This window comes from Pseudomonas sp. CFBP 13710 (assembly GCF_014842235.1).
In the GTDB taxonomy this organism is placed as follows: domain Bacteria; phylum Pseudomonadota; class Gammaproteobacteria; order Pseudomonadales; family Pseudomonadaceae; genus Aquipseudomonas; species Aquipseudomonas baltica.
Map to the genome: position 1 here is coordinate 37,594 of NZ_JACYVJ010000013.1, position 13,579 is coordinate 51,172.

Consider the following 13,579-nt stretch of genomic DNA (forward strand, 5'->3'; position numbering starts at 1 on the left):
GCCTTGATATTAACGCATCCGGTGCGTAGGACAACCGTGAATAATTCCCATCATAATCTGACTTGGGTGTCAGCTTATTCGATAATGTGTTCAAGAACGTGCAGTTAGATAGACAAGAGTTCCAACTTACAAAACTTTGACTGGACAAATAGCCAAAGGCTTACACAAGGTCACAGTGAACACTGACAACATCGCACTGCGACTAGGCCAACAATAAAAACGCCCCTTGAAAAAGGGGCGTTCAAGTCGTGCGGTAACGGCGGCTATTGAAACAATGACTCGCTGGACAGCCCATTCTTTTCGAGTATCTCGCGTAGTCGCTTGAGGCCTTCCACCTGGATCTGTCGCACGCGCTCGCGGGTCAAGCCGATTTCCAGGCCAACGTCTTCCAGCGTGCTGCTCTCGTGGCCCCGCAGGCCAAAACGGCGTACCACCACCTCGCGCTGCTTGTCGGTCAGCTCGGACAGCCACTGGTCTATGCTCTGCGAGAGGTCGTCGTCCTGCAGCAGCTGCAAGGGGTCGGTGGGCCGGTCATCGGTCAGAGTGTCGAGCAAGGTCTTGTCCGAATCCGGCCCGAGCGAGACATCCACCGAGGATACCCGCTCGTTGAGCCCAAGCATGCGCTTGACCTCGCCCACGGGCTTCTCGAGCAGATTGGCGATTTCTTCTGGGGACGGTTCGTGATCGAGCTTTTGGGTCAGTTCGCGCGCGGCGCGCAGGTAGACGTTGAGCTCCTTGACCACGTGAATGGGCAGGCGAATGGTCCGGGTCTGATTCATGATCGCCCGTTCGATGGTCTGCCGGATCCACCAGGTGGCATAGGTTGAGAACCGGAAACCGCGCTCGGGATCGAATTTCTCGACCGCACGAATCAGCCCCAGGTTGCCCTCCTCGATGAGGTCGAGCAAGGACAGGCCGCGATTGACATACCGGCGGGCGATCTTGACCACCAGGCGCAGGTTGCTCTCGATCATGCGTTTGCGACCGGCCGGGCAGCCGCTCTGGGAAAGTCGTGCGAAGTGCACCTCTTCTTCGGGAGAAAGCAGAGGTGAAAAACCGATTTCATTCAAATACAGCTGGGTCGCATCGAGCGCCCGGGTGTAGTCGATGTATTTATGCTGTTTGAGCGATGTGGAATTGCGTGCCTTGGTGCGAACCGCAGGTGCAGCAGGTTCTTCGTTCGACATCACATCCAATACGACGCCGGGTTCCATAAGGAGCACCTCATCGTCGATGTCAAACTCCGGCGCTTCTTTGCTGAGAGCCATTGTTATAGTCCTTTGCTGAGTTCGACCTCAAGCTCCAGCGGCGCCAATCTCCATGGCAGCGCGTGAGCCCGTCCCCACTACGTGGAGGAACAGGCTGGTAGTGCAAATCAACGACGTGGCAGGAATTGCAGCGGATCTACGGGCTTGCCTTGGCGGCGAATCTCGAAGTGCAGCTTCACCCGGTCCGTCCCCGTTGAACCCATTTCGGCAATTGTCTGACCGACCTTGACCTGCTGACCCTCCCGAACCAACAACCTGCGGTTATGACCGTAGGCACTGACGTAGGTATCGCTGTGTTTGATGATGACCAATTCGCCGTAGCCCCTCAAACCACTCCCGGCGTAGACCACCGCACCATCAGACGCAGCAAAAACAGGCTGTCCCAAATCACCGGCGATATCAATTCCTTTATTCAAACTGCCGTTTGAAGCGAATTTCCCGATCAAAACACCGTTTGCCGGCCATGCCCAGCCGCCTTGGGTGCGCTCGCCCGCGGGTACCGGGGTAGGCGAAGGGACGGGAATGGCGACGCTGCTGGTGGCGGTCGGTGCCGGGGTGAGCGGACGGCGGGTGACTGTGGTGCGGCTCGAGGAAGACGCAGAGGCGCCGCTCTGGGTGGTCACCACGGTGGTGGCTGGCGCGCCCGAGTTGCCGTCGAAGCGGATCACCTGGCCTGGGCGGATGGTATACGGCACGGGAATATTGTTGCGCGCAGCCAGGGCCTTGTAGTCCCAACCGTAGCGAAAGGCGATGGAGAACAGCGTATCGCCTCGCCTGACTGCGTATTGGCCTGTGGTCACCGGCTGGCGCTGCGCCGCTTTGGCCGCGTTGTTGCGATCGACCACGCTGACCTGGCTGGAGGTGCTGGAACAGCCGGACAGAAAGGCTGCGATCGCAACCCCGAGCATCAGGAGCTTGACGCTCGAACTACCTGCACGCTGCCCAATGATTGTGAGGCTCACCCGCCGCTCCTTTGTTGTGGTGACAAGAAAATATCCAACTTCACTACTCGACTTCAAGGCGCATGGGTGCAAGCTGCGGCCGTACCTGCGCCACGACCCGCTGTCAGACAGACGGCGCCGCGCAGAATTCACTCCGCGAAATCACACCGGTCAAGCCAGCGGACCATTGAGCAACGGCACGAAGCGCACGGCTTCCAGAACATGCCGGGAGAACCCGTGCTCTTCGCGCACGATCAACATCAGTTGCTGGACGTCGCCGGAGCCCACCGGAATCACCAGTCGGCCACCGGGCGCAAGCTGATCGAGCAGGGCCTGGGGCACATCGGTCGCCACTGCGGTAACGATGATGCCGTTGTAGGGTGCCAGGGCCGGCCAGCCTTCCCAGCCATCGCCCCAGCGAAAGACCACGTTGCGCCGCTCGAGCGTCTGCAGGCGTTCCTTGGCGCGATCCTGCAGGACCTTGATCCGCTCGACCGAGAACACCCGCTCGACCAGCTGCGACAGCACGGCGGTCTGGTAGCCCGAGCCGGTGCCGATCTCCATGACCTTGTCCAGTGGCCCCGCCGCCAGCAGCAGCTCGCTCATGCGTGCAACCATGTAGGGCTGGGAAATGGTCTGGTTGTGGCCGATCGGCAGTGCGGTGTCTTCGTAGGCACGGTGCGCCAGTGCTTCGTCGACGAACAGATGGCGCGGTGTGCGACGCAGTACCTCGAGCACCTGGGTATTGGCCAGGCCTTCGTCGCACAGGCGCTGAATCAAGCGTTCGCGCGTGCGCTGCGAAGTCATGCCGATGCCATGGTGCTGATTGTCTCTCTGGCGCATCAGCCAAGCTCCTCCAGCCAACCTTGAACGTGGCCGAAGGCCTCGTTGAAGGTGCGATCCAGTTGCAGTGGCGTGACCGACACGTAGCCCTGCATGACGGCATGGAAATCGGTGCCCGGGCCGCCATCTTCGGCGTCGCCGGCCACGGCGATCCAGTAGCCCGGCTTGCCCCGCGGGTCGACCATGCGGATCGGCGCCGCAGCCCGTGCCCGATGGCCCAGGCGAGTCAGCACCATGCCGCGGATACGCTCGATCGGCAGGTTGGGGATGTTCACGTTGAGCACGGTACGAGGCGGCAGGTTCAACCGGTCCCGGGCCTCGATCAACTTGCGCGCGTAGTAGGCTGCCGTCGGCAGGTGCTCGGGCTGGCGAGACAACAACGAGAACGCAAACGAGGTATGCCCCAGAAAACGCCCCTCAAGGGCAGCAGCCACCGTGCCCGAATACAGCACGTCGTCGCCCAGGTTGGCCCCCAGGTTGATACCTGAAACCACCAGGTCGGGCTCGAAAGGCAGCAGGCCGTTCAGGCCCAGGTGCACGCAGTCGGTGGGTGTGCCGTTGACGCTGATGAAGCCGTTGGGCAAGGTCTGCGGATGCAGCGGCCGGTCCAGCGTGAGCGAACTGCTGGCGCCGCTACGGTCCTGATCGGGGGCGATCACCGTGCACTGGGCATAGTCCTGCAACACGTCGTGAAGCGCGGCCAGGCCGGGGGCGGTGACCCCATCATCGTTGGAAATCAGAATACGCATGGACTTTCCGTCTGCCCTGTCGGCACCAGATCGACGAGTTCGCGCACCACGACAGTGGCGAAGCAACCGGCCGGCAGGACGAAGTGCAACTGCAGGATGTCAGGCTCGGGATAATGCCACGTCAGCTCGCCGATGGGCAGCCGCAGGATGCGTCGCTCCTGTGCCAGGCCCGCTTTTGCAAGCCAGGCACACAGCGCCGGGTGCTGGTCGCCGATGGCATTTTCCAGTTCGGCGCAGCGACCGGCGGCGACCGATGCGCCCTCGCCCCACAGCGCTCCGGTAGGGTGCAGGTCGAGGATGTCCAGGCGTGGATCACTGCATTCGGCTTCACCGGCGGGAAAGAAGCTGCGGCTGTCGGTGAACGCCAGCAGATCACCGATCCGGGCGCGGTTCCAGGTACCGTCGGCGACGCGCGCGGCAAGTATCTGGTTGAACAGGAAACTGCGCGCCGTGGAGAGCAGCCGCGAACGCACATTGCGCTGCTCGGGCAGCGCCTGGCGTTCGGCATACTGCTGAGCGTCGAACACATTGCCGCCCTGGAAACCGAAGCGCTGGGTGCCGAAATAATTCGGTACGCCGGTCTGCTGGATTTCTCCAAGGCGCGCATCGAGCGCGGCCCGGTCGGCCTTGAGCGCAGTCAGGCGCACGGTGAAGCCGTTGGCCGAGTGCGCACCGCGTTGCAGTTTGCGCGAGTGCCGGGCCTGCTTGAGGATGGCCAGGGTGTCGCCCTGCGCCGCGCTCAGGTCCGGATCGGCCTTGCCTGGCAGATGCAGGCTGAACCACTGCCGGGTCAGCGCCTGGCGGTCCTTGAGGCCTGCATAGCTGACCGTGCGCAACGGCACGCCAGCGGCCTTGGCCAGGCGGCGGGCTGCCTCTTCGGTATTGAGGTTGCGTTTCTCGACCCAGAGCCAGAGGTGCTCGCCCTGGCCGGCCAAGGGAATGTCCAGCACTTCGTCGACCTGGAAGTCTTCGGCGCTGGCCTTGAGTACGGCGCTGCCCAGGCTGTCGCCCGTGGCCCGCGGACCCAGCAATTCGAATTCGGTCATGCGCGCAGCAACAAGGCGACCGCATGCACGGCGATACCTTCCTCGCGCCCGGCGAACCCGAGCTTTTCGGTAGTGGTCGCCTTGACGTTGACTTGATCCAGCTCCACGCCCAGGTCGGCGGCGATCCGTTCACGCATAGTTTCTATGTGGGGCGCCATTTTCGGCGCCTGGGCGACGATGGTGGCGTCGACATTGCCGACTTTCCAGCCTTTGCTCGCCACGACCGCGAGCACGTGGCGCAACAGCACGCGGCTGTCCGCGCCCTTGAACTGCGGATCGGTGTCGGGAAAATGCTTGCCGATGTCGCCCAAGGCAGCTGCGCCGAGCAAGGCATCGCTCAAGGCATGCAGTACGACGTCGCCGTCGGAATGGGCCAGCAGGCCGAACTTGTGTGGGATTCGCACGCCACCCAGGGTAATGAAGTCACCCTCGGCGAAACGGTGCACGTCGTAGCCGTGGCCAATACGCATAGAAAAAAACGCCCCGATTGAGTCAGGGCGTGATTCTACCTGCTTTGGCGCAGGTTGGGCGGATCAAAACATCTGCAGGTGACTGTGCTGGCGCCTTCGCGGGCAGAGGGCGCCAGCGCAGTCACTTCAAGGCCTTGGCATGATGGCGCAAATGGTCATCGATGAAGCTGGCGATGAAGTAATAGCTGTGGTCATAGCCCGGTTGCATGCGCAGGGTCAGTTCATAGCCGGCCGACTTGGCCGCCTGACTCAGAGCCTGGGGCTTGAGCTGGCTCTCGAGGAAATCATCACGATCGCCTTGATCCACCAGCAGCGGCAGATGTTCCGCCGCATCGGCGATCAGCACGCTGGCATCCCATTCGCGCCAACGCGAGCGCTCCTCGCCCAGGTAATGGGAAAACGCTTTCTGGCCCCAGGGGCAATCCATCGGATTGCTGATGGGCGAGAACGCCGAGATCGACCGATACCGCCCCGGATTGCGCAGCGCGCAGACCAGCGCTCCGTGGCCACCCATGGAATGGCCACTGATGGAGCGCTTGTCCGACGCGGGGAAATGCGCTTCCACGATGGCTGGCAATTCATGCACCACATAGTCATGCATGCGGTAATGCTGCGCCCACGGCTGCTCGGTGGCGTTCAGATAAAACCCGGCACCCAGACCGAAATCCCATGCCTGGTCCGGATCATCCGGCACTCCCGCCCCGCGCGGGCTGGTGTCGGGCGCAACGATGATCAAGCCCAACTCGGCAGCCAGCTCCAGGCCGCCGGCCTTCTGCATGAAGTTCTCGTCGGTACAGGTCAGCCCCGACAGCCAGTACAGCACCGGCAACTTGCCGCCCTGCTCCGCTTGCGGCGGCAGGTACACGGCGAAGGTCATGTCGCAACCCAGCTCCTTGGAGCGGTGCTTGTAGCGTTTGTGCCAGCCGCCGAAGCTCTTCTGGCAGGACAGGTTTTCCAGGCTCATGGCAGACCTCAGAAGTGGATGACCGAACGAATGCTCTTGCCTTCATGCATCAGGTCGAACGCTTTGTTGATGTCTTCCAGGCCCATGGTGTGGGTGATGAAGGTATCCAGCGGAATCTCCCCGCTCTCGGCCATTTCGACGTAGCTGGGCAACTCGGTACGCCCGCGCACGCCACCGAATGCCGAACCGCGCCAGACCCGTCCGGTGACCAGCTGGAACGGGCGCGTGGCGATTTCCTGGCCAGCGCCGGCCACGCCGATGATCACCGACTCACCCCAGCCCTTGTGGCAGCATTCGAGCGCCGCACGCATCAGTTGCACATTGCCGATGCACTCGAACGAGAAGTCCACGCCGCCATCGGTAAGGTCGACGATGACTTCCTGGATCGGCCGGTCATATTCCTTGGGATTGATGCAGTCGGTTGCACCCAGCTGGCGGGCGATCTCGAATTTGCTTGGGTTGATGTCGACGGCGATGATGCGACCGGCCTTGGCCTTGACCGCACCGATGATGGCCGACAGACCGATACCGCCCAGGCCGAACACGGCCACGGTATCGCCCGGCTTGACCTTGGCCGTGTTGAGCACGGCGCCGATACCGGTGGTGACGCCACAACCCAACAGGCAGACCTTTTCCAGCGGCGCCTGCTTGTCGATCTTCGCTACCGAGATCTCCGGCAACACGGTGTACTCGGAGAACGTCGAGGTGCCCATGTAATGGAACAGTTCCTTGCCGTTGTACGAGAACCGCGTGGTGCCGTCCGGCATCAAGCCCTTGCCCTGAGTGGCGCGGATGGCCTGGCACAGGTTGGTCTTGCCCGATTTGCAGAACTTGCACTGGCGGCACTCTGGCGTGTACAGCGGAATGACGTGATCGCCCACCGCAACCGAAGTGACCCCCTCGCCCACCGCTTCGACGATGGCGCCGCCTTCGTGGCCCAGTACCGACGGGAAGATGCCTTCAGGATCCGCACCCGACAGGGTGTAGGCATCGGTATGGCAGACCCCGGAAGCGACCACGCGCAACAGGACTTCGCCTGCCTTGGGCATGGCCACGTCGATCTCGACGATTTCCAATGGCTTGTTGGCTTCGAATGCAACCGCGGCGCGGGACTTGATCATCAATGCTTGCTCCTGAAATGAACGGGACTGCCAACAGTGTAATTCATGAGCGGATGCGGAATAATCGCCCCTTGCGCAAAACATTGATGCCGTACAGGGATAATCGAGTGAATGATAACCGTTGGGAGGGTATCGACGAGTTCGTCGCAGTCGCCGAGTGCGCGCACTTCACGGCCGCAGCGCAGCGGCTGGGCGTGTCGTCGTCCCACGTCAGTCGCCAGATCGCCCGATTGGAAGAGCGCCTGCAGACCCGCCTGCTCTATCGCAGCACGCGCCGGGTAGCGCTGACCGAGGCAGGGCAGACATTCCTCCAGCATTGCCAACGCCTGCAGGACGGTCGCGACGAAGCCTGGCGCGCCATGAGCGACCTGACCGGTGAACCCAAGGGGCTGCTGCGTCTGACCTGCGCCGTGGCCTATGGCGAGCGCTTCATCGTGCCGCTGGTCACGCGCTTCATGGGCCTGTACCCGCAACTGCGCGTGGAGATCGAGCTGAGCAACCGCACCCTCGACCTGCTTCACGAAGGCCTGGACCTGGCCATCCGCCTGGGACGCTTGCAGGACTCGCGACTGGTGGCAACCAGGCTGGCGCCGCGGCGGATGTTCCTGTGCGCTTCACCGCACTACCTGGCGCGCTATGGCCGGCCCCACAGTGTGTCGGAATTGACGCGGCACAACTGCCTGGTGGGCAGTTCGGATATCTGGCCGCTGCAGGTCGATGGCAAGGAGCAGGCACAACGCGTGCAGGGCAACTGGCGCTGCAACAGTGGCCAGGCGGTCCTCGACGCGGCGTTGCAGGGCGTCGGACTGTGTCAGCTGCCTGATTACTACGTGCTGGAACACTTGCGCAGCGGCGCACTGGTGTCGCTGCTGGAGGCCCACCAGCCGCCCAACACGGCGGTGTGGGGGCTTTATCCGCAACAGCGGCACTTGTCGCCGAAGATCAGGAAGCTGGTCGATTATCTCAGAGAAGGGTTGGCCGAGAGGCCAGAGTATCTGTAGGAGCGGTCATCGGCCGCGAACGACGCCACCGTCCCCCCCTAAGCCACGCATCGCCCAACGCTGGCGCAGCCACTCCAGATCTTCAGGCCGGGTGACCTTGAGGTTGTCCGCCCGGCCCTCCACCAGCTTCGGCGCGAAACCGGCCCACTCGATGGCCGACGCTTCGTCGGTAATCGCCACTCCGGCCACCAGGCTGTCGGCCAGAGCCCGATGCAGGGCGCCCAGACGAAACATCTGTGGCGTGAACGCCTGCCAGATCGTGCTGCGATCCACCGTATGCTGAACCCGCCCAGTCGCATCGGCACGCTTGAGCGTGTCGCGCGCGGGCACGGCCAACAGACCGCCGACGCTGTCATCAGCCAGCTCGGCAAGCAGTTTGTCGAGGTCGGTGCGAGAAAGGTTGGGCCGCGCCGCATCGTGCACCAGCACCCAATCACTGCCGTCGGCGCCCTGGGCGTGTAAATGCAGCAAGGCGTTGAGCACCGAGTCGGCACGCTCGCGACCACCGGCCACGCGCTGGATCAGCTCGTTGCTGGCACTGGGCAGGTCGGGCCAGAACGGGTCATCGGCGGCGATGCTGACGACCACGCCCTTGAGCTGTGGATGGCCGAGGAAACAGTCGATGCTGTGTTCCAGGATCGTGCGACCGCCCAAGGTCAGGTACTGCTTGGGGCGGTCCGCTGCCATGCGCGCACCCACGCCCGCAGCGGGAATCACTGCCCAGAAGGCTGGCAGCGAGGTATTCATTGGGCCAACTGGTAGAGGGTTTCACCCTCCTTGACCATGCCCAGTTCATGGCGAGCGCGTTCTTCGACGGTCTCCATGCCCTTTTTCAATTCGAGTACTTCGGCGTCCATCACGCGATTGCGCTCCAGCAGCCGTTCGTTCTCGGCATGCTGTTCGGCGATCTGCTGTTTCAGCTCGGCTACCTGCTTGAGACTTCCGTTTCCGACCCACAGGCGATACTGCAAACCACCCAGGAGCAGAAGCAAGACAAGAAACAACCAATAAGGACTGCGCATCACGTTACCCAGTGGTAAAAAACTTCAACTCTGCGACCAGATAGCACGAAGCCTGGCATCCGCCAGGCTCCGCATGTCGTCTTTCTACCATCTATTGCTTAGCCGCGAAACTCGTCGCGACCACGATAGATCGCCTTGGAACCCAACTGCTCTTCGATACGCAGCAGTTGGTTGTACTTGGAAACACGGTCCGAGCGGCACAGCGAGCCGGTCTTGATCTGGCCTGCAGCGGTGCCCACGGCCAGGTCGGCAATGGTCGAATCTTCGGTTTCACCGGAACGGTGCGAGATCACCGCGGTGTAGCCGGCAGCCTTGGCCATCTGGATGGCTTCCAGGGTTTCGGTCAAGGTACCGATCTGGTTGAACTTGATCAGGATGGAGTTGGCGATCTTCTTGTCGATGCCTTCCTTGAGGATCTTGGTATTGGTCACGAACAGGTCGTCACCCACCAGCTGGACTTTTTCGCCGATCTTGTCGGTGAGAATCTTCCAGCCAGCCCAGTCGGATTCGTCCAGGCCGTCTTCGATCGAGATGATCGGGTAGCGCTCGGTCAGGCCCTTGAGGTATTCGGCGAAACCTTCGGCGTCGAACTTGTGGCCTTCGCCGGCCAGGTCGTAGGTGCCGTTTTCGAAGAATTCGCTGGCAGCGCAGTCCAGGGCCAGGGTCACGTCGGTGCCCAGTTTGTAGCCGGCTTTCTCGACGGCTTCGGCAATGGCGCTCAAGGCATCTTCGTTGGACGCCAGGTCCGGCGCGAAACCACCTTCGTCACCGACAGCAGTGCTCAGGCCGCGAGCTTTCAATACCGCCTTGAGGTGGTGGAAGATCTCGGTGCCCATGCGCAGGGCGTCGGAAAAGGTCTTGGCGCCAACCGGCTGGACCATGAATTCCTGAATGTCGACGTTGTTGTCGGCGTGCTCGCCACCGTTGATGATGTTCATCATCGGCACGGGCATGGAGTAGACGCCCGGCGTGCCGTTGAGGTTGGCGATGTGCGCGTACAGCGGCAGGTCCTGATCCTGTGCGGCAGCCTTGGCAGCGGCCAGGGACACGGCGAGGATGGCGTTGGCGCCCAGCGAAGCCTTGTTCTCGGTACCGTCCAGGGCAATCATGGCGTGATCCAGACCCTTCTGGTCGACCGGATCCTTGCCCAGCAGCGCATCGCGAATCGGGCCATTGATGTTGGCCACCGCCTTCAGAACACCCTTGCCCATGTAGCGGCTCTTGTCGCCGTCACGCAGCTCCAGCGCTTCGCGCGAACCGGTGGAAGCGCCCGACGGTGCACAGGCGCTGCCGATGATGCCGTTTTCCAGAAGCACGTCGGCTTCTACGGTAGGGTTGCCACGGGAGTCGAGAACTTCACGACCTTTGATGTCGACGATTTTTGCCATTGTTATGAACACTCCAAAGTAGACGAGACGACGCAGCTTGGGCTTTAGCGATCCCCTCGCGGGCATAGACCCGCTCCCACTGGGCTCAATGTGGGAGCGGGTCTCTGCCCGAGAAAGGGTCACCGCAACAAATCGGGCACTACTTTACCGCAATCAGGCCGTTTCGATCGCCGGGAAACCTTTGACCAATTCATCCAGCGCCTTGAGCTGGGCAAGAAACGGTTCCAGCTTGTCCAAGCGCAGCGCGCACGGGCCATCGCACTTGGCGTTGTCCGGGTCCGGGTGGGCTTCCAGGAACAGACCGGCCAGGCCCTGGCTCAGGCCAGCCTTGGCCAGGTCGGTGACCTGGGCGCGACGGCCACCGGCCGAGTCGCTGCGACCGCCCGGCATCTGCAGGGCGTGGGTCACGTCGAAGAACACCGGGTACTCGAACGACTTCATGATGCCGAAGCCGAGCATGTCCACTACCAGGTTGTTGTAGCCGAAGCTCGAACCCCGCTCGCAGAGGATCAACTGGTCGTTACCGGCTTCCTCGCACTTGGTCAGGATGTGTTTCATTTCCTGCGGCGCAAGGAACTGGGCTTTCTTGATGTTGATGACCGCGCCGGTCTTGGCCATGGCCACCACCAGGTCGGTCTGGCGCGACAAGAAGGCGGGCAGCTGAATGATGTCGCAGACTTCGGCGACCACGGCAGCTTGTTCAGGCTCGTGCACGTCGGTGATCAGCGGCACGTTGAAGGTCTTCTTGATCTCTTCGAAGATGCGCATGCCCTCCTCCAGGCCGGGGCCGCGGTAGGAGGTCACCGAAGAACGGTTGGCCTTGTCGAAGCTGGCCTTGAACACGTAGGGGATGCCGAGCTTGTCGGTCACCCGCACGTATTCTTCACAGACCTTGAGGGCCATGTCGCGTGATTCCAGCACGTTCATGCCACCGAACAACACGAACGGCTTGTCGTTGGCGATCTCTATATCGCCAACGCGGATGATCTTCTGCGCCATGGTGATCAGGCCTTCTTCTGATGTTGAGCCAATGCGGCCTTGACGAAGCCGGTGAACAACGGATGACCGTCACGCGGCGTCGAGGTGAACTCGGGGTGGAACTGGCAGGCCACGAACCATGGATGGTCCTTGGACTCGACCACTTCGACCAGCGCGCCGTCACCCGAGCGCCCGGAGACGACCAGCCCAGCTTCGACCAGTTGCGGCAGCAGGTTGTTGTTCACTTCGTAGCGATGACGATGACGCTCGACGATCACGTCGCGGGCGTAGCAGTCGTGAACCTTGGAGCCGCCGACCAGCTGGCAGTCCTGCGCGCCCAGACGCATGGTGCCGCCCAGGTCGGAGGCTTCGGTGCGGGTTTCCACGGCGCCGGTGGCGTCTTCCCACTCGGTGATCAGACCGACGACCGGATGGCCGCTGGCGCGATCGAATTCGGTGGAGTTGGCGTCTTTCCAGCCCATGACGTTACGGGCGAACTCGATGACCGCCACCTGCATGCCCAGGCAGATACCCAGGTACGGCACCTTGTTCTCGCGAGCGTACTGCACGGCGGTGATCTTGCCTTCCACGCCACGCAGGCCAAAGCCGCCGGGGACCAGAATGGCGTCGACGCCTTCGAGCAGGGCGGTGCCCTGGTTCTCGATGTCTTCGGAATCGATGTAGCGCAGATTGACCTTGGTGCGGTTGCTGATGCCGGCATGGCTCATCGCTTCGATCAGCGACTTGTAGGCATCGAGCAGCTCCATGTACTTGCCGACCATGGCGATGGTCACTTCGTGTTCGGGGTTAAGCTTGGCATCGACCACCGCTTCCCATTCGGACAGGTCGGCGCCGCCGCACTGCAGGCCGAAGCGCTCGACGACGAAGTCATCCAGCCCCTGAGAGTGCAGGATGCCCGGGATCTTGTAGATGGTGTCGGCGTCTTCCAGGGCAATCACCGCACGCTCTTCGACGTTGGTGAACTGAGCGATCTTGCGGCGCGACGACGTGTCGATCGGGTGATCGGAACGGCACACCAGCACGTCAGGCTGCAAGCCGATGGAGCGCAGTTCCTTGACCGAATGCTGGGTCGGCTTGGTCTTGGTCTCACCCGCGGTGGCGATGTAGGGGACCAGCGTCAGGTGCATCAGCATGGCGCGCTTGGCACCGACCTCGAAACGCAGCTGGCGGATCGCTTCCAGGAACGGCTGGGATTCGATGTCGCCAACGGTGCCGCCGATTTCGACCATGGCCACGTCGGCATCGCCGGCGCCCTTGATGATGCGCCGCTTGATCTCGTCGGTGATGTGCGGGATGACCTGGATGGTCGCGCCCAGGTAATCACCACGGCGCTCCTTGCGCAGCACGTGCTCGTACACCCGGCCGGTGGTGAAGTTGTTGTTCTGGGTCATGGTCGTGCGGATGAACCGCTCGTAGTGCCCCAGGTCCAGGTCAGTCTCGGCGCCGTCGTGGGTGACGAACACTTCACCGTGCTGGAACGGGCTCATGGTGCCCGGGTCGACGTTGATGTACGGGTCCAGCTTGAGCATGGTGACTTTGAGCCCCCGCGCCTCCAGGATGGCCGCCAATGAAGCCGAGGCAATGCCTTTCCCCAATGAAGAAACAACACCGCCCGTGACGAAGATGTAGCGCGTCATGAAAAACCCTAGAAGTCTGCGTTAAAGCGGCAGAAGCCGCCGGGGAAAGCGAAGGAAGGCCGAAGCCCCCGACGGCCAAAAACGGTTTGGCAATCGGCAACGTCCGTGAATCCGGTGGGTTCACAGAAGT

The 13,579-nt window shown here is 62.2% G+C and carries 14 protein-coding genes; 1 reads left to right on the plus strand and 13 read right to left on the minus strand.

The features are described 5' to 3' along the window. Positions 1 to 263 precede the first annotated feature (263 nt). From rpoS to IFT44_RS19520, 8 genes are all read right to left on the minus strand, one after another. On the minus strand, positions 264 to 1,268 hold the full coding sequence (gene rpoS / locus IFT44_RS19485) for an RNA polymerase sigma factor RpoS (RefSeq protein WP_122476535.1): 1,005 nt from the start codon (positions 1,266 to 1,268) through the stop codon (positions 264 to 266). 107 nt (positions 1,269 to 1,375) lie between these two features. After that, positions 1,376 to 2,230, minus strand: coding sequence for a peptidoglycan DD-metalloendopeptidase family protein (locus tag IFT44_RS19490; RefSeq protein WP_122476536.1), 855 nt, complete (start codon positions 2,228 to 2,230; stop codon positions 1,376 to 1,378). Positions 2,231 to 2,380: 150 nt separating this feature from the next. Next, the gene (locus tag IFT44_RS19495; RefSeq protein ID WP_185794556.1) at positions 2,381 to 3,016 is read right to left on the minus strand and encodes a protein-L-isoaspartate(D-aspartate) O-methyltransferase; all 636 of its coding nucleotides are present in this window, start codon (positions 3,014 to 3,016) and stop codon (positions 2,381 to 2,383) included. Positions 3,017 to 3,051: 35 nt separating this feature from the next. Next, on the minus strand, positions 3,052 to 3,801 hold the full coding sequence (gene surE / locus IFT44_RS19500; protein WP_122476538.1) for a 5'/3'-nucleotidase SurE: 750 nt from the start codon (positions 3,799 to 3,801) through the stop codon (positions 3,052 to 3,054). After that, positions 3,789 to 4,847, minus strand: coding sequence for a tRNA pseudouridine(13) synthase TruD (truD, locus tag IFT44_RS19505; RefSeq protein WP_122476540.1), 1,059 nt, complete (start codon positions 4,845 to 4,847; stop codon positions 3,789 to 3,791). The genes surE and truD overlap by 13 nt, the downstream gene beginning before the upstream one ends. Beyond that, positions 4,844 to 5,317: a 2-C-methyl-D-erythritol 2,4-cyclodiphosphate synthase gene (gene ispF / locus IFT44_RS19510; RefSeq protein ID WP_122476541.1), complete on the minus strand. Its 474-nt coding sequence runs from the start codon at positions 5,315 to 5,317 to the stop codon at positions 4,844 to 4,846. Before ispF ends, truD begins: the two co-directional genes overlap by 4 nt. A gap of 121 nt (positions 5,318 to 5,438) precedes the next feature. Then, positions 5,439 to 6,281, minus strand: a complete 843-nt coding sequence (gene fghA, locus IFT44_RS19515; RefSeq protein WP_122476543.1) for an S-formylglutathione hydrolase — start codon at positions 6,279 to 6,281, stop codon at positions 5,439 to 5,441. Between the two features lie 8 nt (positions 6,282 to 6,289). Then, on the minus strand, positions 6,290 to 7,402 hold the full coding sequence (locus tag IFT44_RS19520) for an S-(hydroxymethyl)glutathione dehydrogenase/class III alcohol dehydrogenase (RefSeq protein ID WP_122476544.1): 1,113 nt from the start codon (positions 7,400 to 7,402) through the stop codon (positions 6,290 to 6,292). A gap of 107 nt (positions 7,403 to 7,509) precedes the next feature. Between IFT44_RS19520 and IFT44_RS19525 the strand changes: the two genes are divergently transcribed. After that, positions 7,510 to 8,403 (plus strand): LysR family transcriptional regulator, encoded by an 894-nt coding sequence (locus tag IFT44_RS19525; protein WP_342214299.1) that lies wholly within the window; start codon positions 7,510 to 7,512, stop codon positions 8,401 to 8,403. A 6-nt stretch (positions 8,404 to 8,409) separates the two neighbouring features. On the opposite strand, the gene ispD is transcribed toward IFT44_RS19525, so the two are convergent. The 5 genes from ispD to IFT44_RS19550 all read right to left on the minus strand — a co-directional run bounded on the left by ispD (position 8,410) and on the right by IFT44_RS19550 (position 13,449). Continuing rightward, positions 8,410 to 9,150: a 2-C-methyl-D-erythritol 4-phosphate cytidylyltransferase gene (gene ispD, locus IFT44_RS19530; RefSeq protein ID WP_192176446.1), complete on the minus strand. Its 741-nt coding sequence runs from the start codon at positions 9,148 to 9,150 to the stop codon at positions 8,410 to 8,412. Next, a complete protein-coding gene (ftsB, locus tag IFT44_RS19535) occupies positions 9,147 to 9,425 on the minus strand; it encodes a cell division protein FtsB (protein ID WP_043185120.1) in 279 nt (92 codons plus the stop codon). The genes ispD and ftsB overlap by 4 nt, the downstream gene beginning before the upstream one ends. Before the next feature lie 98 nt (positions 9,426 to 9,523). Further along, complete coding sequence (gene eno, locus IFT44_RS19540; protein WP_185794270.1) at positions 9,524 to 10,813, minus strand: phosphopyruvate hydratase; 1,290 nt, start codon at positions 10,811 to 10,813, stop codon at positions 9,524 to 9,526. Between the two features lie 153 nt (positions 10,814 to 10,966). Continuing rightward, complete coding sequence (gene kdsA, locus IFT44_RS19545; RefSeq protein ID WP_122476550.1) at positions 10,967 to 11,812, minus strand: 3-deoxy-8-phosphooctulonate synthase; 846 nt, start codon at positions 11,810 to 11,812, stop codon at positions 10,967 to 10,969. A gap of 5 nt (positions 11,813 to 11,817) precedes the next feature. After that, complete coding sequence (locus IFT44_RS19550; protein ID WP_122476552.1) at positions 11,818 to 13,449, minus strand: CTP synthase; 1,632 nt, start codon at positions 13,447 to 13,449, stop codon at positions 11,818 to 11,820. Positions 13,450 to 13,579 lie beyond the last annotated feature (130 nt).